Genomic DNA, 19,452 nt, shown 5'->3' on the forward strand with positions numbered 1-19,452 from the left:
TGTATAAAATGTATTTAATATACAGCTTTATGCAAATAATTGATGAGGCTTATTTCTGAACCACCTTGGTCTTTGCCAATTTGTCATGTAATGCCTGACGATTTTTCCCCAAGGCAAACAGCGATTCAATCACGGAAATCAGCGGCACAATGATCATGTTTAAAATAACAAAAACCATACTTCTGAGCCAGAATGCCCTTACTGAGCTGACAGGAGCAGACGTTTCAGCATCCACAATCTTGATTTTTAGCAATTTCTTGCCAATGCTTTGACCTGATTTTCCAATCAGGAAAGCCTGTACCATAAGCATGGCAATGATATAGACACACATGGTCATCCAGGCATGGGTGGGAATAATCGCAAGAATTTCAGTCTGGACTTTCTGGGCTAGGGCAATGTCTGATGAGCGGTCTGCCATCAGTCGAAACAGTTGTTCATTCAACTGGGTAAACTTTTGTGCCTGTTCGGGTGTAAAAAAAGCAGTGAGGAGGAATGTTGCGGGAAACCACAAAAATACATCAATCAATTTTGCAAAAAAACGTGAATGGATCGGGGCCAACTGAGATGTCTTTTGTTCGACTTTGATATTAAATGCTGAGTTGGGATGAGTCTCAGTTTTAATCTGGGCACTAAAGGGAGCGTAACCTACAGGTTCGTATACCAGTTTACCTTGTGTAAGTTCACCAAGCGTTTTCCATTCTGCCATACCCTCATGCCAGGCCAAATCTGTGAGTAGAACTTGTTGACTGGCAAGCATTTGGTTCACTTGTTCTAAACTATAAGGTCCAGCTTGTTGGTTGTTACGAGCCAAGTAAATTTGCATAATTTTAAAATCTCAATGACTAAAGATAAAAAAGACCCTGCGAAAGAGGGTCTTTTTCTAAAAAAAGACTAGGCTTTCTTGATTTGTTCTTCAGCAAGGAAGAACCAGGTATCAAGCACTGAATCAGGATTCAGTGACACAGATTCAATACCCTGTTCCATGAGCCATTTAGCCAGATCAGGGTGGTCAGATGGGCCCTGACCACAAATACCCACATATTTGCCAGCTTTGCGGCAGGCATGAATTGCCATGGAAAGAAGCGCCTTAACCGCTGGATCACGCTCATCAAACAAGTGAGATACGATACCAGAGTCACGGTCCAGACCCAGTGTAAGTTGTGTTAAGTCATTTGAACCGATAGAGAAGCCATCAAAGTGCTCAAGGAATTGCTCAGCCAATAATGCATTGGTTGGCAATTCACACATCATGATGATTTTCAAACCATTCTCACCACGTTTCAGGCCATTTTGCGCAAGCAGTTCGATCACACGTTTTGCTTCGGAAACCGTACGAACGAAAGGAATCATGATTTGAATATTGGTGAGACCCATTTCATCACGGACTTTTTTCAGCGCACGGCATTCAAGCTCGAAACAGTCACGGAAGTTGTCAGAAACGTAACGGCTGGCACCACGGAAGCCCAGCATTGGGTTTTCTTCTTCTGGCTCGTATAACTTACCACCAATCAGGTTTGCGTATTCATTTGACTTGAAGTCAGACATACGCACAATCACAGGTTTTTCAGCAAATGCGGCTGCCAGCGTTGAAATGCCTTCAACCAGTTTTTCAACATAGAATTCGATTGGGGAAGAATAACCCGCAGTACGTGTCATTACAGCGGCACGCGTTTCACGTGGCAGGCTCTCAATGTTCAACAAAGCTTTTGGATGCACACCGATCATACGGTTGATGATGAACTCTAGACGTGCAAGGCCAATCCCTTCATTTGGAATCTGGGCAAAGTCAAACGCACGGTCAGGATTACCCACGTTCATCATGATCTTGAACGGAAGCTTCGGCATCGAGTTGATCGAGTTACGTTGAACCTCAAAGTCCAGCGCACCCTCATAGATGAAGCCCGTATCACCTTCGGCACAGGAAACAGTCACTTCCTGACCATCCGTTAACAGTTCAGTGGCATTGCCACAGCCCACAATTGCAGGAACACCCAGCTCACGCGCAATGATTGCCGCGTGACAGGTACGACCACCACGATTGGTGACAATCGCAGCCGCACGTTTCATGACTGGTTCCCAATCTGGATCGGTCATGTCGGATACAAGTACGTCTCCATCCTGAACCTTGTCCATCTCTTTAATTGAGGTCACAACACGGACCTTGCCAGAACCAATGCGCTGACCAATTGAACGGCCTTCACAAAGCACAGTACCTTTTTGCTTAAGCAGGTAGCGTTCCATTGTGCCGACATTCTGGCGACTCTTCACTGTTTCTGGGCGTGCCTGAACGATATAGATTTGACCATCATCGCCATCTTTCGCCCATTCGATGTCCATTGGTGAACCATAATGTTCTTCAATGATCATTGCCTGTTTTGCAAGTTCATGCAGTTCATGGTCGTTCAATGCAAACTGCTGACGTTCTGGCTTTTCAACATCAACCACAACAACAGATTTACCTGCGGCACCTTCTTCACCATAAATCATTTTCTGGTGCTTGGAACCTAGGTTGCGGCGTAGGACAGCGTGTTTACCACCCTTTAAAAGTGGTTTTGACAGATAGAATTCGTCAGGGTTGACGGCACCTTGCACCACCATTTCACCCAAGCCATAAGATGCGGTAATAAACACCACGTCACGGAAACCCGATTCTGTGTCAAGGGTAAACATCACACCCGCAGCACCAGTTTCAGAGCGAACCATGCGTTGCACACCCGCAGAAAGGGCAACCACACTGTGTTCGAAACCTTGGTGGACACGGTAAGCAATGGCACGGTCATTATAAAGGGAAGCAAAAACTTCCTTAATTGCAATCAGGATGTTGTCAATACCGCGAATATTGAGGAATGTTTCCTGTTGGCCTGCAAATGAGGCATCTGGTAAATCTTCAGCGGTTGCAGAAGAGCGTACCGCCACGGCAATGTCTGGATTACCGTTTGAAAGTGCTGCAAATGCTTCACGAATTTCTTGTTCTAATGCGGCAGTCAGTGGAGTATCAACAATCCATTTACGGATTTTTGCACCTGTTTCAGCAAGTGCAAGCACATCATCAACATTCAGTTGAACCAGTTCAGCCTGAATTCGAGCATTTAAGCCGCTTTGATCCAGGAACTCACGATAGGCAGCCGCAGTTGTTGCAAAACCACCTGGTACCGATACACCAGCATTGGATAAATGACTGATCATTTCACCCAGAGATGAGTTTTTCCCACCTACGAGTTCGACATCGTGTTTCCCTAATTTTTCCAGACCGATTACGCGCGCTTCCAAAGTATTTACTCCACTTTTTTTGCAGTATGAATGACTATCATTGGTATGAAATTATACGAAAGTGCCTAGATATAGTGTTTACTAAGCGACAGTCATGTTAGATGAGTTTACTATAAAGATTATAGTGCACTAAGACAAATGTTTAAGGAGAATTTTGATGCCCGAAAGTAAACAAATTAAACGGAGCGTATTTTTTATATCAGATGGTACGGCAATTACCGCAGAAACCCTTGGACATTCACTACTTGCGCAATTTCCAAACGTGGATTTTGACATTCATATCATGCCTTATATTGCCACTGAAGAAGCTGCTATGGTCGCGGTTGCAGAGATCAATGCATGCCAGTCCCGTGATGGTTCCCTGCCACTGGTTTTTGACACTTTGGTTGACCCATTGGTACGCGATATTATCAATACTGCCAAAGCCGTTAATTTGGATGTGTTTGAGGGTTTGATCAGTAAACTTTCAGAAGAGTTGGGAACACCGCCAACCACATTGGTTGGGCAGACCCATGCGGTGACTGACTCTGAATATTATAAGGCACGTATTGATGCGGTGCATTTTGCGCTGGACAATGATGATGGTGCCCGAACACGTCACTACGATAAAGCCGATATTATCCTGATTGGCGTGTCACGTTCGGGTAAAACGCCAACCTCGATCTACCTGTCATTACAGTTTGGTATCCGCGTGGCAAACTACCCGCTTACTGAAGAAGACCTGGACGACAACCGTTTACCAAAAGTTCTAAAAGAGCATAAAAACAAGCTGTTTGGTCTGATGATTGATGCAGAACGTCTGGTTGCGATTCGTAATGAACGTAAGGCCAATAGCCGCTATGCAAGTTTTAGCCAGTGCCAGATGGAACTGCGGGCAATTGAGGGAATTTATATTTCAGAAGGCATTAAATATTTAAATGTCACTGAAATGTCGATTGAGGAAATCTCAACCCGTATTTTACAAATGACAGGTTTAAAACGTCGTATTGGCTAAATATGATATTCAAATGAGAAGCGTGGGTGATGGGCTACGCTTTTTTATTTTGAAGAAATAAAATTGGGAACATCATAATGAAAAAACTTGTTTTGTTATTGCCATTTATTTTCGTGACACAAACTTATGCTGAGACACTGGCCCAATTTGAGAAGCAACTGGTAAAGCAATACGACCAGAAAGCTTTTTATGAAGTCAATCAGGAGATTGAATCGGCTGTGGTGAACAAGATTAAGCAAGATCCATCCAGTTTTAATTATTCCTTTCCTGCTTTTCAGGACCATTATAATTTACGCATTCATTTTTCCCCTGACAAAAGTTTAAAGTTTTATACATTCGATATTGGCAGTGGTGGCACAATGGGAGAATTTTCTTCCTATGTGCAGACTCAAAAGGCAGGCAAAACGGTTTTAACCCCAATTGACACGGGTTTTATTCTGGATGTTAAACAAACCCAGTTATCTCAACAACCTGTTTATTTTGTGGAAAATTATTATAAAGCCAGCAGTTGTATGGGAGCCTATGCAATGAATGCCTTTAAGCCAACACAAACAGGTGCAGTTCAGACGTTCAAGGTTTTCCAAACCAAAAAGGCGCAGCTTGATGCCATTCAGGTTGATTTTGACTGTAAAAACCATGAAAGCTCGGATGAGGCACCTGATTACATCCGTACAGACAAAAGCTTGAATAATATTGATATTATGTTGCTGGATAAAAACTATAAACCGCAAGGCAAGTATTTACGTTACAGCAAGAAGACTACCTCCTATCAATACATGGGTGTGGTGAAATAAGCATTGCGGAACGGGGCAATGCTTATTTTAAAATAAGCTTGTCTACTGGTTTTTTAGCTCCATGAGCAAGCTAAAGTTTTCCAGGCGTTTATGTGTGTCGTAAATATCACAGGTGAAAATAAACTCATCCACATCATATTGCGCGGCAATTTTTTCCAACCCCGCTTTGACAGTTTCCTGCGAGCCAATTTGAGCCATTGCATAGAAATTCTGAATGGCGAGTTGCTCAGCGCTGCTTGCCAGACCTTGTGTTGATTCAATTGGCGGTTTGAGTTTTAGACTGTGCCCCCGAATCAGGTTTAAAATACGCTGATAAGAACTGGTGGCTAAATATTGTGCCTCTTCATCTGTAGCGGCAACAACGGTGGGTATGCCCATTGAAATATAAGGTTGATCCAAATATTCAGATGGCTGGAAATTATCCCGATAAATCTGGATAGCCTGTCCCAACATTCTTGGCGCAAAATGTGAGGCAAAGGAGTAGGGAAGTCCCAACTTTGCGGCAAGCTGTGCGCTAAACAGGCTTGAACCTAACAACCAAACGGGTACATGGGTGCCTTGGCCTGGAGTGGCAATGATTTTCTGGTTGGGTTGTGGGTCTTTAAAATATTGCAGAATTTCCAGCACATCCTGCGGGAACTGATCTTCAGTTTCCTGACGGCCACGACGTAAGGCCCGCATGGTCAGTGGATCAGTTCCAGGGGCACGGCCTAAGCCAAGCTCAAAACGGTTTGGGTAGAGTGTAGCTAATGTTCCAAATTGCTCAGCCACTACCAAAGGTGCATGGTTTGGAAGCATGACACCACCTGAACCTAGGTGGATCTTCTGGGTGTGGGCGGCAATAAATCCTAATAGAACGGCAGTTGCCGAACTGGCGATGCCATCCATGTTGTGATGCTCAGCTAGCCAAAAACGTTCATATCCCAGCTTTTCAGCATGCTGAGCCAATTCAAGTGCGTGGCGTAGAGAAAACTCAATATTTTTATCCTCTCTAACAGGCGCCAACTCTAGAATGGAGAACTTTATATCTTTTAATACTTTCATTGCTGATTCTCAAAACTATATATCGAAATAATACGATATAGGTTTGGTTTTGTATATCGTTTTTATTGGATTTAATGTTTCTATATTTGTAGATGAAAATGTATAAATAAAAAAAGGCACTCGAAAGTGCCAAAGGGGTAAGGATAAAATTTATTAACGATGTTTGTACCAGCCACGGTGTTTGCCATTGTCATGACGATAGTTATAGCGTGAGTTGTAGTAGCGGCGGTCATTGTACGAACGGCGGTTGTCATAACGACGGTCATAGCGTTCCTCTTCGGCACGATCCTGACCCACTTTTTGACCCAGTGCAGCACCACCAGCCGCACCTAGTGCAGCACCGATATAACCGCCATTGGTTCCACCCATGTTACGGCCTACGGTATAACCACCAGCACCACCTAGACCACCACCAATTGCGGCTTCAGTACGGTCACGCTTATTGCTGGATGCTGCCGCCCCACCTGCGCCACCAAGTGCAGAACCAATCATGGCACCTGTCTGTCCGCCAAGCTGTTGACCAATCGCGGTACCCACCACACTACCAAGGGCAGAGGTTGCTGCAACACGTGTTGCGTTGTCTGCATGCGCAACAGACACCATTGACGTGGTTGCCAGGATAACGCTACATAACCAGATATTCGATTTCATAGGGAAACTCCTTGTCCTTTGTTTTGGGACAGCATTTTTTTACTTGAGACCAATTTAGCAGGACATTTGAGTGAAAATGTGGAGCAGCTCCCCATGTGTACGATGTTTTAATGAGGGTTTTGTATATGTTGTATTGCAGATGGAGGGAATATGAATAAATTATAAAAATAAAGAATGAATGTTCAGCGAACAGCGGTGAACAGCTTAATCGAGTACAATAAAGTGATTTCGCTTAGGATGCTTTTATGCTGCTGGAAAAAATTTTGCAATCTCAAGGCTTTGGTTCACGTAAATATTGCCAGCAGTTGATTAGGAATGGTTCTGTCCTTATTGAAAATCAGGTTTGTGATAATCCCAAACAGAACTTTAATACAGATGATCTTAATTTCATTATTTTTGGTGAACCATACCAATATAGGGAAAATGTCTATATTGCCTTGAATAAGCCACAGGATTATGAATGTTCGCATCAGGCGACACATCACCAAAGCGTATTTAGCCTATTGCCTGAAATCTTGATTCATCGCGGTGTGCAATGTGTGGGGCGCTTAGATCAGAATACGACAGGATTGCTATTATTAACGGATGATGGCCAGTATCTACAGTCACTGACGCATCCTAGAAAGCATGTACCCAAGATTTATCACGTCACCACAGCCGAACCAGTGACTCCTGAACAAATTCAGGCTTTGGAGCAGGGTGTCGAACTTCGTAATGAAAAAGGGATTTTCGCTGCAACAGATGTACAGTTGATTTCTGCGAACCAGCTTTCCATGACGGTTCATCAGGGTGTATATCATCAGGTTAAGCGTATGCTTGCCGCTGTAGGCAACAAGGTTGAAGCATTGCATCGTCATCAAATTGGGCTGCTTGAACTACCTGATTTAACGGAGGGTGAGTGGATATACTTAACGGCTTCGCAAAAACAGTTGAGTAAGAATATTAGGCTGGATTAATGATTATTTTAAAAAACAGTGGAAAGTCTTGAACTCATCGTCCCGAATAAAGCCCATCTGTTCATAAAGACGGTGGGACTGGTAATTGTTCTTTTGTGTTTCTAGGCTGATACGCTGGGCATTTTCATGGCGAGCGAAAAGAATGGCGGTATCAATCAATTGTTTCGCTGAACCTTGTTTGCGGAAAGATGGCGTCACATAAACATCATCTAAAATATAGTAGGTTTCACAGGCAACAGAGGAAAAGGCGAGATAAAGCATAACAAAGCCTGTAAATACATCATCCTTAACATGGATAAAAATGACACTGTCTTTATTGTCGAAACGATGTTTGAGAAATTGATAGGATTGTTCAATATTTGATGATGCGCCATAGAACTGACGGTATTCGTCAAATAGGACAGCAAGTTGATGAAGATCTTCTTTTGTGGCTCGCTTAACAATCATCCTGACCTATCCTTAAGCTTATCGTTCTATTTGGAATCACAGGATAGCGAAAAAAATTCAGCTTAAAAAATAAAAACTTGTGTATAAATGCAACATTGTTAAGTTTTGTCACTTTCGCCTAAAAGTGCGTTGAGTTCTTCAAACAGGTCTTCGTGGTCATCTTCAATATGATTGGAAGCAGGATTTTCGGCAGAATGGTTGGCTTTTGACTTACGCAGTTTAAGCAACTGTTCCATATTGATATTCTGGTTTTCAATCGCAAAGGGAATGGATTTGGTCAGTACCACCTGTTTAAAGAAAAGTCGTACAGCCTGAGCAGGGGAGATACCGAGCTGCTTAAAAACGGCAAACGCCTGTTTCTTTTCCTGAGAATCAAGTCGAACCTGATAAACTTCTGTTTTTCGCATGAAAGATATGACCAAATATTTTTAGTTATCGTCATGTATTTTAAACGATCACAGGCTAATTTCAATATTTTTGAAGTGAAAATAGTGATTTTTTGTCATTACGTTGTGTTTACAGTGTGAGTTCAAAATTAGAAATAAAATGCATTTCCTGCTGGGAAATGGGATCAACAAACTGAATCTGCTTGGCCAGTAATTGTAATGGGCAGCTAAAATCATCATCCGCCTTATGCTGAACAGTTGGATAAAAAGGGTCGTGTAGGATTGGGATACCCAGATAATTGAGGTGTACACGGAGTTGGTGTTGTTTGCCTGTTTTGGGCCTAAGCAGATATTTGGCTTTCTGCTGTGTATGTTCCAGCAACTCTATGTGTGTTTCTGTATTGCTCGGTTTTTCTGGATTAATTTGCATGGTGTAAAAAGGATTGCCCTTTTCTAGATGCAGTTGAATACTCTGTGGAAATTTGAGTTCGGGATGATAGGCTGCAATAGCATGATAGACTTTCTGAACTTTCCGTTCGGCAAAAAGTTGTTGGTAGATTCCGCGCGATTCAGGTTTTTTGCTGAATAAAACCACGCCTGCCGTTTCCCGATCCAGTCGATGAATTGGGGTTAGGTCTTGATTGCCTGTTTGTCTTTTCAGGCGAACCAGTAAAGTTTCCTGAACGTATTGTCCAGTTGGTGTCATGGTCAGGAAGTGAGGTTTATCCACCACCAGTAAATCTTCATTTTCAAATAAAATTTCATGCTGAAAAGGCACATGAATTTCATGCGCCAGAAAACGATAATAAAAAATATGGGTATTTATTGTATAGGGACTTTCCAGCGTCAGGACTGAACCATCAGCAGCGTAAATCAGTTGGTCTGCAAAACGCTGTTGCCATTCTTGCGGCTGAATATGGGGGAAATGCTGGCAAAGATATTCAAAAACTGTGTTTACAGTGAGGTCATTGGGTAAAAAGACTTTGCTGGCACTGACACCATTGATGAGAGGTGGAGTAAAACTTTCAATAATATTCATATTATTTGAGTGAGGCTGAATGGTGGAAACGAGGTATAAATCCCTCATCAAATGCTTTAACAAAAGATTCTGGCGTGAGTACGGTCACAATCAGGTCATTTGGTAATTTAATTTCTTGTTGATAGCCATCAAAAGACCAAACCAAATAATGATTGTCTTTAAAGATCACGATTGCTTTTGAGTCATGCTCAAAGAAAGTGCCAATTGGTAAATCAGAAATTTTAGCTTGAAATGTTTTCTTATTTTTATCCGCTGTTAGGCGGTCTTGATGAATTTTTTTATCCATCTTTTTTACAGGTAGTGAAATACCAGTGTCGTTTGCATGAATCCATGCATTTTTAAACTGTTTATAGCGTTGGTTCTGACATTCTCCACAAGGACGGTGACCTGCCGCCAAGGCGGTGGCTTCATCTAAAAAGAACAGTTCAGAATAAGACTGTCCAAAAACCTCTCTTTTGACATTACCGAATATGGTTAAGCAGTTGATCCATGATTGAGTGGAAAATTGCTTAATGATTTGCTTGTCTGAATTATGCAGCTTACCACCACGATTCCCCATTAAAGTCGCACTTTTTGAGGGATGCGTGTTCAATTTTCCCCAAGGATCAACCCGATTTTGTAGAGTCATGTCTTCTCTTTAATGTTGTAAAAAAGAACCAACGTATTGCTATGGATTAGGCTTTGAAGCTGTGCAATGTTATCATAGCCATCATTCCAGTTTTGTTTTATTTGCCATGTCGTATTCAGTGAAATTTACCCTAAATCATGAACAGGACACCCAATATTTTGCACAAGTGCTTTCCCAGCATGTGCATTCAGGCATTATTTATTTAATTGGTGATCTGGGGGCAGGGAAAACCACATTCACACGTTACTTCCTACAAAGTTTAGGGCATCAGGGTTCTGTTAAAAGTCCGACTTATACCCTGGTTGAACCGTATAGCATTCAAGGAAAGGAAATTTTTCACTTCGATTTATACCGTTTAGATGATCCCTATGAACTGGAACTGATGGGAATCCGTGATTATCTGGAAACACCTGATGCCTTATTCCTGTTTGAATGGCCATCCAAAGGTGGTGATGAGATTCCTCAAGCGGATGTGGTAATTGATATTCAGAAATCTGATGATGAACTGACGCGTTTTGTGACGTTAAGCGTAAATTCACAAGAGCTAGCGAATACTTTGCAGGAACAATTGAATGTCGCATGATGTAACCCGTCGTATTCATACCCTTGATGCTGCCTTAGCCAACCAGATTGCAGCGGGTGAGGTGATTGAACGTCCATCATCAGTGATCAAGGAACTCTTGGAAAACTCGATTGATGCGGGTGCAACTGAATTGATCATTCGGGTTGCCCAAGGTGGTTCAACGCTGATTGAAATCATTGACAATGGTCATGGTATTCATCCAGACGATTTATCTTTGGCAGTCATGCGTCATGCCACCAGTAAAATTAGAACCTCAGAAGACTTACATGCAATAGTGAGTCTGGGATTTCGGGGAGAGGCATTGGCCTCAATCGCAGCGGTATCCCGTTTGACCTTAACCAGCTGTCAGGATGAACAGGGTGTGGGTTATCAGGTTGAGGTCAATGGTACGGCTTTTGACCATCAACAGGTTCAGGCGGTGGCGGCACAAAAAGGCACGCATATTCGCGTTCAGGATTTATTCTTTAATGTTCCTGCGCGCCGTAAATTCCTGAAAAAACCAAGTACAGAATTTGGTCATATTGAGGAGATTGTACGCCGTTTGGCGTTAACGCATTTTGACATCCGTTTTGTGCTTGAGCATAACGATAATATTCGCTTGAACCTGCCGATTGCTGATAGTGGTGAGTTGCGTTATCAACGTGTTCAGCAGTTGTTGGGCCAACAGTTTATTCAAAATGCCTACTGGATGGATGCTGAAAGTATCAATATGCGGTTGTCAGGCTGGCTGGGCCATCCATCTGATGCACGGGCACAGGCTGATTTGCAGTATGTCTATGTGAATGGTCGTATCGTTAAGGACAAAACCATTTCCCATGCGCTGCGTATGGCGTATGAGGGGATTTTGCATGGTCACCAACATTCCTCTTATTTGCTGTTTTTAGAGGTTGATCCTGAAAATATTGATGTCAATGTCCATCCAACCAAGCATGAAATCCGTTTCCTGAATCAACGTGAAGTGCATGAATTTGTACGTCACTATGCGAAAGCCATCTTGTCACAATTCCAGACAGCAACTGCTGATTTAGCCCAAGCCATGAAAGTGGATGCGGCGGCTGCAACAAATAGTTCAAGTTATCAGCCCCAACCAAAATATCAGGAACAGTTTCATTTACATCGCGCAGAAGTTGAACCTGAACCACAGCGAAACCAGCAAGCAGAAGTATCAACAGATTTGCTGACAGAGTTTAATCAAAGTCGTCCACAAGCGGTTCAATACAATGTGTCACAGCCACGTTACAGTGGTTCCACGCCAATCAACAATGCCTTAAAAAGTTATCTGGCACCTTTGCGTGAAGAGGTTGATTCTGAGCAGGATCAAACATTAGCAATGGTAGATGAATTTCCACTGGGTATTGCGATTGCACAACTTCATGGCATTTATATTCTGGCGCAAAATACCGAGGGTTTAATCATTGTTGATATGCATGCTGCGCATGAACGGATTTTGCTAGAGCAGATGAAAGCGGCGTGGGATAAGCCTGAATTCTGGATGTCACAGCAACTACTGATTCCAAAGGTGGTTTCGATTACCCGTATGCAGGCCACACGTATTGAGGACCTGCAACCTCAACTGCAACGGTTGGGACTGGAAATTGATCAATATGGTGATGAACAAGTGATCGTACGTGGTGTGCCTGCCATTCTGCATAAGGCAGATTTTGGTAATTTAATTCCAGAATTATTGAATGACCTTGACCCGAATGATGAGGCGAGAGGTTTATTGCAAAAACGTGATGAACTGTTGGCTGGAATGGCCTGTCATGGTGCGGTTCGTGCCCATCGTCAACTCAGTCTGTCGGAGATGAATGCTTTGTTGCGCCAAATGGAGCAAACCGAGTTTGCCAGCCAATGTAACCACGGTCGCCCCACTTGGCGGGCATTTCCACTGCATCAACTAGATAAATTATTTGCTCGAGGAGAGTAGGGTTTCATGTCAAATCAATTGCCCGTGATTAATTTAATGGGACCTACCGCAAGTGGTAAAACCGCTTTGGCATGTGAACTGTATGAGCGTGGAAATTTTGAACTGATTTCTGTCGATTCGGCGCTGGTTTATAAGGATATGGATATTGGGACGGCAAAACCGACTAAAGAAGAGCAGCAACAATATCCACATCATTTGATTGATATTATTACACCGCTGGAAGTGTACTCGGCAGCCCAGTTTGTTGAGGATGTTTGCCCTTTGATTGATGATATGCATGTACGGGGCAAGACACCGATTCTGGTGGGTGGGACCATGCTGTATTTCAAGTCCCTGCTTGAAGGACTTGCCGATAACCTGCCCAATGCGGATCAGGCAATTCGTGATGCCATTATTGCCAAGGCTGAACAGGAAAGCTGGCAGGCGGTTTATGATGAACTGGTTGCTGTTGATCCCATCGCAGGTCAAAAGTTTAAGGTTTCAGATCGGCAACGCATTATTCGGGCATTGGAAGTGTACCGAATTACGGGTGAACCAATAACAAAACTACAGGCAGAACAACCTAAAAATCAACCATATCGTTACACTTTTTATAACTACGCCCTCATGCCAGATCGGTTAGAATTACATCAACGCATTGAGCAAAGATTGAGCAAGATGTGGAATATTGGTTTTTTAAATGAAGTAGAGGAATTAATTAAAAAATACGATTTAAATGATAATTTACCATCTATGCGGTCTGTAGGGTATCGTCAAGCTTTAGATTTTTTATTGAAAAGTGACTTGAGTCTCAAAAATAGGGTTGAAATGGAGAACAAAGCGCTATTTGCGACACGGCAACTTGCCAAACGTCAATACACTTGGTTACGTTCTTTGCAAGAATTACACGATTTTAAAACTTACGTGACGATAAAGCAGGCGAAAGAAGACTTGCGAAACTTCTTTGGATAAAGCAAAATTCGCAGGCTGTCTTTTTATAATTTTTAGTTAAAAAATAAAGATAGTTTTTTTGCGCTGATTTAAAATTTTTTGGAGTTAAAAATGTCTAAAGGTCAAACTTTACAAGATCCGTTCTTAAATTCTCTCCGTAAAGAACGTATTCCAGTTTCTATTTTCCTTGTGAACGGTATTAAATTGCAGGGGCATATCGAATCTTTTGATCAATATGTGGTTTTACTTAAAAACACAGTAAGCCAAATGGTTTATAAGCATGCGATTTCTACTGTTGTTCCTGCACGCAACCCACGTCCAGCTGGTGCTCAAGGCACTGGTGGTTTCCCTGCACAAGGTGCTGCTGGCGGCTTTGGTGGTGGTCAGGCTACAGGTGGTGGCTTCGGTGGTCAAGGTGGCGGCTTCGGTGGTCAAGGTGGCGGCTTCGGTGGTCAGGGCGGCTTCGGTGGTCAGGGCGGCTTCGGTGGTCAAGGTGGCTTCGGTGGTCAAGGTGGCTTCGGTGGTCAAGGTGGCTTCGGTCATCAGGGCGGCTTCGGTGGTCAAGGCGGCTTCGACGGCGAAACTAAATTTGAAGATGGTCAAGAAGACGAAAATAATCGTTAATTGATTGATGTTCTTTAAAAAATGCCAGTCTTATTTCAGACTGGCATTTTTTTGTGTCTAAAAAGCTAGAATACATCTCATGGAAATTATTGTTGCGGCTGCCTGTTGCAGCGTCATTGTGTCAATCTTGCTGAAATATCTGAAAGAAAAAGGTTTTGATATTTGGCAAATGATTGCGTGGAACTATTTAAGTGCCAGCGTGTTATGCGCCTATTGGTTTAAAACGGATATTACTCATGTTTCATGGCAGCATACGCCGTGGTGGCTGATTTTAATTTTAGCAGTGTTGTTACCCAGTATTTTTCTATGTTTAGCCAAGTCATTGCAGTTTGCGGGTATTGTGAAAACTGAGATTGCCCAGCGTTTGGCAGTGATCCTTTCTTTATTGGCTGCCTATTTTATATTTGGTGAGCAGTTTAGCCAGTTAAAGTTGATAGGTGTTACTTTGGGTGTGGCGGCAATTTTGGCAATTATCCTTGGGCAGGCGGCGGAGAAAGCCACACAAGGCCTAAATCTAAAATCTGCCCTGTTTCTATTTTGTGTCTGGGCAGGCTATGCTGCGGTTGATATCTTACTTAAATATAGCAGTAGTCTGGGCCTACAGTTTGCAGTCACATTAAATCTCACCTTTATTCTGGCATTTGTTTTATCAATTGCCTATCTCTCCATCACCCAGCCGAATTGGCAGCCCAAGAATATTTTTGCAGGTCTTATTCTGGGTGCAATCAATTTTGCCAATATTGCTCTGTATGTTAAGGCACACATGATGCTGAAAGACACACCAGCAATTGTGTTTGCGGGTATGAACATTCTTGTGGTGATTTTTGGGGTAATCAGTGGGGTGTTGCTGTTTCGGGAACGGCTTAAAGCCTATACATGGATTGGCCTGGTCTGTGGAGTACTGGCTGTATTGTGTTTGGCAAAAGCGATGATGTTGTAGCGGCTAATGGTTTCATTCCATCAGAACACACTTTAATTCGGGCAGATAGTTAATCTGCCCTTACAAACAACCACAATCATTATGATAATTATAAACGGGTAAAAATCACATCATCCGCAAGGCGTGATTTGGGTAGCTTCGCATTGAAATCATTTTCACTACGATAGCCCAAAGCTACAATCACGGAGGCTTTCAAGCCTTTTTCAGCCAAACCAAATTCATGGTTAATAATATTTCTGTCAAAGCCTTCCATTGGTGTGGCATCAATATGTTCAAGGCCTGCGGCGAATAACAGTTGTCCAAGTGCAATATAAGTCTGGTTTTCCATCCATGCTGCAAGATTCTTGAGTTCATTACGGTAAAATTCAACATAACCCGAACGGGTATCTCGTTGTCCCTGTTTTGCTGCCTCATCCTTAAAGCGGCCACTGTTATGGTCCTGTTCAAGTAACTGCTCAAGATATTCATTGGAAATATCGGTGCGTGTACAGAAAACCAGGGTATGTGAAGAATTGAGCACTTTTGCGGCATTATAGGCATAGCCACCTGTTAAACCTGCTGCAATGCGTTGTTTTGCCTCATCTGTTTCTGCGATCAGAAAATGCCAGGGTTGAATATTTACGGAAGAGGGGCTGAAACGTAAAATTTCTAATAATTTTTCAAACTGTTCTTTTGGAATCTTTTTACTCGCATCGTATGCCTTGGTGGTGTAACGTGTTTTTGCGGTGTGTAGGGAATCCATCTATTATCAACCAAATAAAAAAATCAGTTTATTTTACTGGATCTATCAGGTAGGAAAAGTGTCTAAATGTGATTTGGATATAGATAAAAGTCGAATGGAATAAAGATCAATAGGTCCACTTTTTAAAATCCAGGCTGCTATTTTCTTGTTCGTTAATTTCTAGAATCCATGCACAATCTGCTCGCCAGTCACCCAAAACAATACGCTGTTTATTGCCCAACAAATGAATTTCTGGACGGTGGGTATGACCGTGAATTAAAAAATCCACCTGTTCTATCACTGAATCTACAGCCTGGGCATTCACATCCATGATGTCATAGTTTTTGAGCTGTTTGGTTTCACTGCTCTTTTTACGGAAACCATTGGCAAGTTTCTGTCTAAAGCTTAATGGGGTCCGTTTCAATACACCCAGCAGAACTGGATTGCGGATTACGCTTCTAAAGCGTTGATAGGCAACGTCATCAGTACATAGGGCATCGCCATGCTCCAGACGGAATTTTTGATGGTTAATTTCCAGCGTATAGACATCAGGGAGCAGGATTCCATTAAATTGCTTGAGGAAATTTTTTCCTAAAACAAAATCACGATTACCGACCTGAAAATAAACCTGATTGCCTGCATGATTGAACTCTTTTAAAGCCTGAACGATTTCATCCAGCCAAGGGGCGGTGTAGTCATCCCCAATCCATGCGTTAAACCAGTCACCTAAAATGTAGAGCTGGGTGTTTTTATATTGATATTGTTTTAGTAAGTCTAAAAACCCCCGAACCAGTCGAGGGTGATCAGGTGACAAATGCAAATCTGATATAAACAGATGGGTCACAAAGAATCCTGTTGGATCAAATTATTCAGAAATAATTTTAGCAGATTCAATCACAACGTTCTCTAAAGGAACATCTGCGTGATAACCACGATTACCTGTACGCACGCCTTTAATTGCGCTCACAACATCCATACCTTCAACAACCTTACCAAATACTGCATAACCCCAGCCTTGAGCAGTTGGCGCTGTGTGGTTCAGGAAAGAGTTGTTTTTAACGTTGATGAAGAATTGGGCAGATGCAGAGTGAGGCGCCTGGGTACGTGCCATTGCGATGGTGCCTTCATCGTTGCTTAAGCCGTTGTCCGCTTCATTTTCGATTGAGTCACGGGTTGCCTTTTCCTTGAAGTTCTCGTCCATGCCACCGCCCTGGATCATAAAACCATCAATTACACGGTGGAAAATCACACCGTCATAGAAACCGTCACGTACATATTCTAAGAAATTTTCAACCGTTTTTGGCGCTTTTTCAGCGTTAAGCTCAAGAACAATACGACCTTTATTGGTATTTAATTCGACTTGAGGAAAACTCATTACATTAATCTCCTAAACATGGGCTTGTGACCATGGGTTTTTGGTTGAGAGAAGCATAAGCAAACTGTAAACTACAAGGCAAGTAAAAAACGTTAAAATCTTTGATAAAAAGCAAAGATTGCGTTTTTATGTTCTATTTTTTTAACCGTAAGAAGTGATTTACACCCTATGAAGCCAAATGATGTTGTTTCAGAACTGCCAAAGACCCCGACACCGAATACTCATGCCTCTGTCGATGCTGCGCAGCAAGAACAACAGGCAGGCTTGGACTTTGTACGTCAGGTGATTACCGATGATTTAAAAGATGGCCGCACCCAGAAAGTGGTGACACGTTTTCCACCTGAACCAAATGGTTATCTGCATATCGGCCATGTAAAGGCGATTTGCCTGAATTTTGGAATTGCCGAAGAGTTTGACGGCGTATGTAACCTGCGTTTTGACGATACCAACCCAGATGCTGAAGAGCAGGAATATGTCGATGGGATTGCCAACGATGTGAAATGGCTGGGCTTTCACTGGAATGGCGAACCTCGCTATGCTTCTGGTTATTTTGACCAGCTTTATGCATGGGCTGTTCAATTGATTGAACAGGGCGATGCCTATGTGGATTTGCAGACACCTGAAGAAATCAAGTTGAACCGTGGTAGCTTTGTGGAGCCAGGTAAAAACTCGCCATACCGTGATGTGACTGTGGAAGAAAACCTGTCTCGTTTTGAACAGATGCGTAATGGTGAATTGGGCGAGGGTAAAGCGGTTTTACGTGCCAAAATTGATATGGCAAGCCCGAATGTACACATGCGTGATCCAATCCTTTATCGCGTGTTGCACTCAGAACATCACCAGACAGGTGACAAGTGGAAAATGTATCCAATGTATGACTATGCTCATCCATTGTCTGATGCAATTGAGGGTATTACCCATTCACTCTGTACCCTGGAGTTTCAGGACCATCGTCCGTTCTATGACTGGGTGGTTGAGAAAGTCCACTCTCAGGCTGTGCCACGCCAATACGAATCATCGCGTTTAAACATTGACTATACCATCACCTCTAAACGCAAGCTGCGTAAGCTGGTCGAGGGAAATCATGTTCATGGTTGGGATGATCCGCGTATGCCAACCGTGGTGGGGATGCGCCGTCGTGGTTTTACCCCAGAGGGCTTGCGTGATTTCTGTAAGCGTGTTGGTGTGTCGAAAACCGATGGTATTGTGGATGTGGCTATGCTGGAGTTCTGTATTCGCCAATCTCTGGAAAACACCGCAGCACGTGGTATGGCAGTGTTGAATCCTTTAAAAGTGACGCTCACCAATTTGCCAGAAGAACTCGATTTAACCCATGCACGTCATCCGAATGTGGATATGGGCGAGCGTGTGATTCCATTAACACGTGAAATCTATATTGACCGTAAAGACTTTGAAGAAGTGCCACCAAAAGGTTTCAAACGTTTAATTCCAGAGGGTGAAGTGCGTTTACGTCATGCCTATGTAATTAAATGTGATGAGGTCATTAAGGATGCCAATGGTGAAGTGGTTGAATTGAAGTGCTCAATTGACCCTGAAACTTTAGGCAAGAATCCTGAGGGACGTAAGGTTAAGGGTGTGATTCACTGGGTATCGGCAACAAAAGGTATTCCAGCCGAAGTACGTGTCTATGAGCGTTTATTTACAGAAGCTGCACCTGATGCCGATGATGATTTTCTGGCACATTTAAATCCTGAATCTTTAAAGGTGGTTCAGGCAGTGATTGAACCTGCCTTGGCACAGGCCAAACCAGAAGACCGTTTCCAGTTTGAACGTGAAGGCTATTTTGTGGCAGACCAGTATGATCATGTTCCTGCAAAACCTGTGTTTAACCGTATTCTTGACTTAAAGGATAGTTTCAAGGTCGAGAAGAAATAACACCTATTCAAGAATGGGTAGTCAACCGAGTTAAGCGATTAACTCGGTTTTTTATTTTGTAACTGATTGGATATAAATATATTCAAATAACATAAAAGGGTTTATTCAATAAAATACAGGTTGTTACCGTATTTTTGCACTTGATGAACTTCAATTTACCTATAATTTGTAAAACTGCTGATTTTGCAGCATAGACTCAACAAGATTCTGTTGAGTGAAAAGCATAGAGAATTTTTAATTTATATAA

At 42.7% G+C, this 19,452-nt stretch carries 20 protein-coding genes; 9 read left to right on the plus strand and 11 right to left on the minus strand.

Annotation, left to right across the window (positions count from 1 at the left end):
• Nucleotides 1-49: 49 nt before the first annotated feature.
• On the minus strand, nucleotides 50-823 hold the full coding sequence (locus tag QTA56_RS00715) for an RDD family protein (RefSeq protein WP_267979046.1): 774 nt from the start codon (nucleotides 821-823) through the stop codon (nucleotides 50-52).
• Nucleotides 824-891: 68 nt separating this feature from the next.
• Entirely contained in the window at nucleotides 892-3,270 is a 2,379-nt protein-coding gene (ppsA, locus tag QTA56_RS00720; protein ID WP_267979047.1) for a phosphoenolpyruvate synthase, read from the minus strand.
• A gap of 157 nt (nucleotides 3,271-3,427) precedes the next feature.
• Between ppsA and ppsR the strand changes: the two genes are divergently transcribed.
• Nucleotides 3,428-4,264 (plus strand): posphoenolpyruvate synthetase regulatory kinase/phosphorylase PpsR, encoded by an 837-nt coding sequence (gene ppsR / locus QTA56_RS00725; protein ID WP_267979048.1) that lies wholly within the window; start codon nucleotides 3,428-3,430, stop codon nucleotides 4,262-4,264.
• 77 nt (nucleotides 4,265-4,341) lie between these two features.
• Nucleotides 4,342-5,058, plus strand: coding sequence for a hypothetical protein (locus QTA56_RS00730; protein ID WP_267979049.1), 717 nt, complete (start codon nucleotides 4,342-4,344; stop codon nucleotides 5,056-5,058).
• 42 nt (nucleotides 5,059-5,100) lie between these two features.
• Here the strand turns inward: QTA56_RS00730 and QTA56_RS00735 are convergent, their stop codons facing one another.
• Both QTA56_RS00735 and QTA56_RS00740 read right to left on the minus strand, forming a co-directional pair.
• Nucleotides 5,101-6,102 (minus strand): LLM class flavin-dependent oxidoreductase, encoded by a 1,002-nt coding sequence (locus tag QTA56_RS00735; protein WP_267979050.1) that lies wholly within the window; start codon nucleotides 6,100-6,102, stop codon nucleotides 5,101-5,103.
• Between the two features lie 153 nt (nucleotides 6,103-6,255).
• Nucleotides 6,256-6,753, minus strand: a complete 498-nt coding sequence (locus QTA56_RS00740) for a glycine zipper domain-containing protein (protein ID WP_267979051.1) — start codon at nucleotides 6,751-6,753, stop codon at nucleotides 6,256-6,258.
• Between the two features lie 245 nt (nucleotides 6,754-6,998).
• Here QTA56_RS00740 and QTA56_RS00745 point away from each other — a divergent pair, with 245 nt between their 5' ends.
• On the plus strand, nucleotides 6,999-7,709 hold the full coding sequence (locus tag QTA56_RS00745) for a pseudouridine synthase (protein ID WP_267979052.1): 711 nt from the start codon (nucleotides 6,999-7,001) through the stop codon (nucleotides 7,707-7,709).
• Nucleotides 7,710-7,712: 3 nt separating this feature from the next.
• On the opposite strand, the gene QTA56_RS00750 is transcribed toward QTA56_RS00745, so the two are convergent.
• The 4 genes from QTA56_RS00750 to QTA56_RS00765 all read right to left on the minus strand — a co-directional run bounded on the left by QTA56_RS00750 (nucleotide 7,713) and on the right by QTA56_RS00765 (nucleotide 10,209).
• Entirely contained in the window at nucleotides 7,713-8,156 is a 444-nt protein-coding gene (locus QTA56_RS00750) for a GNAT family N-acetyltransferase (RefSeq protein WP_267979053.1), read from the minus strand.
• Between the two features lie 98 nt (nucleotides 8,157-8,254).
• Nucleotides 8,255-8,563, minus strand: a complete 309-nt coding sequence (locus QTA56_RS00755; RefSeq protein ID WP_267979054.1) for a type II toxin-antitoxin system RelB/DinJ family antitoxin — start codon at nucleotides 8,561-8,563, stop codon at nucleotides 8,255-8,257.
• 109 nt (nucleotides 8,564-8,672) lie between these two features.
• Nucleotides 8,673-9,581, minus strand: a complete 909-nt coding sequence (locus tag QTA56_RS00760; RefSeq protein ID WP_267979055.1) for a pseudouridine synthase — start codon at nucleotides 9,579-9,581, stop codon at nucleotides 8,673-8,675.
• A 1-nt stretch (nucleotide 9,582) separates the two neighbouring features.
• Entirely contained in the window at nucleotides 9,583-10,209 is a 627-nt protein-coding gene (locus tag QTA56_RS00765) for a hypothetical protein (protein ID WP_267979056.1), read from the minus strand.
• 106 nt (nucleotides 10,210-10,315) lie between these two features.
• Here QTA56_RS00765 and tsaE point away from each other — a divergent pair, with 106 nt between their 5' ends.
• The 5 genes from tsaE to QTA56_RS00790 all read left to right on the plus strand — a co-directional run bounded on the left by tsaE (nucleotide 10,316) and on the right by QTA56_RS00790 (nucleotide 15,213).
• The gene (gene tsaE, locus QTA56_RS00770) at nucleotides 10,316-10,792 is read left to right on the plus strand and encodes a tRNA (adenosine(37)-N6)-threonylcarbamoyltransferase complex ATPase subunit type 1 TsaE (protein ID WP_267980005.1); all 477 of its coding nucleotides are present in this window, start codon (nucleotides 10,316-10,318) and stop codon (nucleotides 10,790-10,792) included.
• The gene (gene mutL / locus QTA56_RS00775) at nucleotides 10,782-12,719 is read left to right on the plus strand and encodes a DNA mismatch repair endonuclease MutL (protein ID WP_267979057.1); all 1,938 of its coding nucleotides are present in this window, start codon (nucleotides 10,782-10,784) and stop codon (nucleotides 12,717-12,719) included. The genes tsaE and mutL overlap by 11 nt, the downstream gene beginning before the upstream one ends.
• 6 nt (nucleotides 12,720-12,725) lie before the next feature.
• A complete protein-coding gene (miaA, locus tag QTA56_RS00780; protein ID WP_267979058.1) occupies nucleotides 12,726-13,670 on the plus strand; it encodes a tRNA (adenosine(37)-N6)-dimethylallyltransferase MiaA in 945 nt (314 codons plus the stop codon).
• 90 nt (nucleotides 13,671-13,760) lie between these two features.
• Nucleotides 13,761-14,273 (plus strand): RNA chaperone Hfq, encoded by a 513-nt coding sequence (gene hfq, locus QTA56_RS00785; protein WP_267979059.1) that lies wholly within the window; start codon nucleotides 13,761-13,763, stop codon nucleotides 14,271-14,273.
• Nucleotides 14,274-14,352: 79 nt separating this feature from the next.
• Nucleotides 14,353-15,213 (plus strand): EamA family transporter, encoded by an 861-nt coding sequence (locus QTA56_RS00790; RefSeq protein WP_267979060.1) that lies wholly within the window; start codon nucleotides 14,353-14,355, stop codon nucleotides 15,211-15,213.
• 88 nt (nucleotides 15,214-15,301) lie between these two features.
• Here the strand turns inward: QTA56_RS00790 and nfsB are convergent, their stop codons facing one another.
• The 3 genes from nfsB to QTA56_RS00805 all read right to left on the minus strand — a co-directional run bounded on the left by nfsB (nucleotide 15,302) and on the right by QTA56_RS00805 (nucleotide 17,309).
• The gene (gene nfsB / locus QTA56_RS00795; RefSeq protein ID WP_267979061.1) at nucleotides 15,302-15,955 is read right to left on the minus strand and encodes an oxygen-insensitive NAD(P)H nitroreductase; all 654 of its coding nucleotides are present in this window, start codon (nucleotides 15,953-15,955) and stop codon (nucleotides 15,302-15,304) included.
• A gap of 106 nt (nucleotides 15,956-16,061) precedes the next feature.
• Nucleotides 16,062-16,778: a UDP-2,3-diacylglucosamine diphosphatase gene (locus QTA56_RS00800; RefSeq protein ID WP_267979062.1), complete on the minus strand. Its 717-nt coding sequence runs from the start codon at nucleotides 16,776-16,778 to the stop codon at nucleotides 16,062-16,064.
• A 21-nt stretch (nucleotides 16,779-16,799) separates the two neighbouring features.
• Nucleotides 16,800-17,309: a peptidylprolyl isomerase gene (locus QTA56_RS00805; RefSeq protein ID WP_267979063.1), complete on the minus strand. Its 510-nt coding sequence runs from the start codon at nucleotides 17,307-17,309 to the stop codon at nucleotides 16,800-16,802.
• A 168-nt stretch (nucleotides 17,310-17,477) separates the two neighbouring features.
• On the opposite strand from QTA56_RS00805, the gene QTA56_RS00810 reads away from it, so the two are divergent.
• A complete protein-coding gene (locus QTA56_RS00810; RefSeq protein ID WP_267979064.1) occupies nucleotides 17,478-19,205 on the plus strand; it encodes a glutamine--tRNA ligase/YqeY domain fusion protein in 1,728 nt (575 codons plus the stop codon).
• Nucleotides 19,206-19,452 lie beyond the last annotated feature (247 nt).

The organism is Acinetobacter thutiue (genome assembly GCF_030385805.1).
Taxonomy (GTDB): Bacteria; Pseudomonadota; Gammaproteobacteria; order Pseudomonadales; family Moraxellaceae; genus Acinetobacter; species Acinetobacter corruptisaponis.

Excerpts from the sequence above, each read along its gene's own strand:
- tsaE (WP_267980005.1), top strand. The coding sequence starts at position 10,316 with ATGTCGTATTCAGTGAAATTTACCCTAAATCATGAACAGGACACCCAA.
- QTA56_RS00715 (WP_267979046.1), bottom strand. The coding sequence starts at position 823 with ATGCAAATTTACTTGGCTCGTAACAACCAACAAGCTGGACCTTATAGT.
- QTA56_RS00765 (WP_267979056.1), bottom strand. The coding sequence starts at position 10,209 with ATGACTCTACAAAATCGGGTTGATCCTTGGGGAAAATTGAACACGCAT.
- QTA56_RS00735 (WP_267979050.1), bottom strand. The coding sequence starts at position 6,102 with ATGAAAGTATTAAAAGATATAAAGTTCTCCATTCTAGAGTTGGCGCCT.
- QTA56_RS00755 (WP_267979054.1), bottom strand. The coding sequence starts at position 8,563 with ATGCGAAAAACAGAAGTTTATCAGGTTCGACTTGATTCTCAGGAAAAG.
- mutL (WP_267979057.1), top strand. The coding sequence starts at position 10,782 with ATGTCGCATGATGTAACCCGTCGTATTCATACCCTTGATGCTGCCTTA.
- QTA56_RS00760 (WP_267979055.1), bottom strand. The coding sequence starts at position 9,581 with ATGAATATTATTGAAAGTTTTACTCCACCTCTCATCAATGGTGTCAGT.
- QTA56_RS00745 (WP_267979052.1), top strand. The coding sequence starts at position 6,999 with ATGCTGCTGGAAAAAATTTTGCAATCTCAAGGCTTTGGTTCACGTAAA.
- QTA56_RS00750 (WP_267979053.1), bottom strand. The coding sequence starts at position 8,156 with ATGATTGTTAAGCGAGCCACAAAAGAAGATCTTCATCAACTTGCTGTC.
- QTA56_RS00730 (WP_267979049.1), top strand. The coding sequence starts at position 4,342 with ATGAAAAAACTTGTTTTGTTATTGCCATTTATTTTCGTGACACAAACT.
- QTA56_RS00790 (WP_267979060.1), top strand. The coding sequence starts at position 14,353 with ATGGAAATTATTGTTGCGGCTGCCTGTTGCAGCGTCATTGTGTCAATC.
- ppsR (WP_267979048.1), top strand. The coding sequence starts at position 3,428 with ATGCCCGAAAGTAAACAAATTAAACGGAGCGTATTTTTTATATCAGAT.
- QTA56_RS00805 (WP_267979063.1), bottom strand. The coding sequence starts at position 17,309 with ATGAGTTTTCCTCAAGTCGAATTAAATACCAATAAAGGTCGTATTGTT.
- hfq (WP_267979059.1), top strand. The coding sequence starts at position 13,761 with ATGTCTAAAGGTCAAACTTTACAAGATCCGTTCTTAAATTCTCTCCGT.
- QTA56_RS00740 (WP_267979051.1), bottom strand. The coding sequence starts at position 6,753 with ATGAAATCGAATATCTGGTTATGTAGCGTTATCCTGGCAACCACGTCA.
- nfsB (WP_267979061.1), bottom strand. The coding sequence starts at position 15,955 with ATGGATTCCCTACACACCGCAAAAACACGTTACACCACCAAGGCATAC.
- miaA (WP_267979058.1), top strand. The coding sequence starts at position 12,726 with ATGTCAAATCAATTGCCCGTGATTAATTTAATGGGACCTACCGCAAGT.
- QTA56_RS00810 (WP_267979064.1), top strand. The coding sequence starts at position 17,478 with ATGAAGCCAAATGATGTTGTTTCAGAACTGCCAAAGACCCCGACACCG.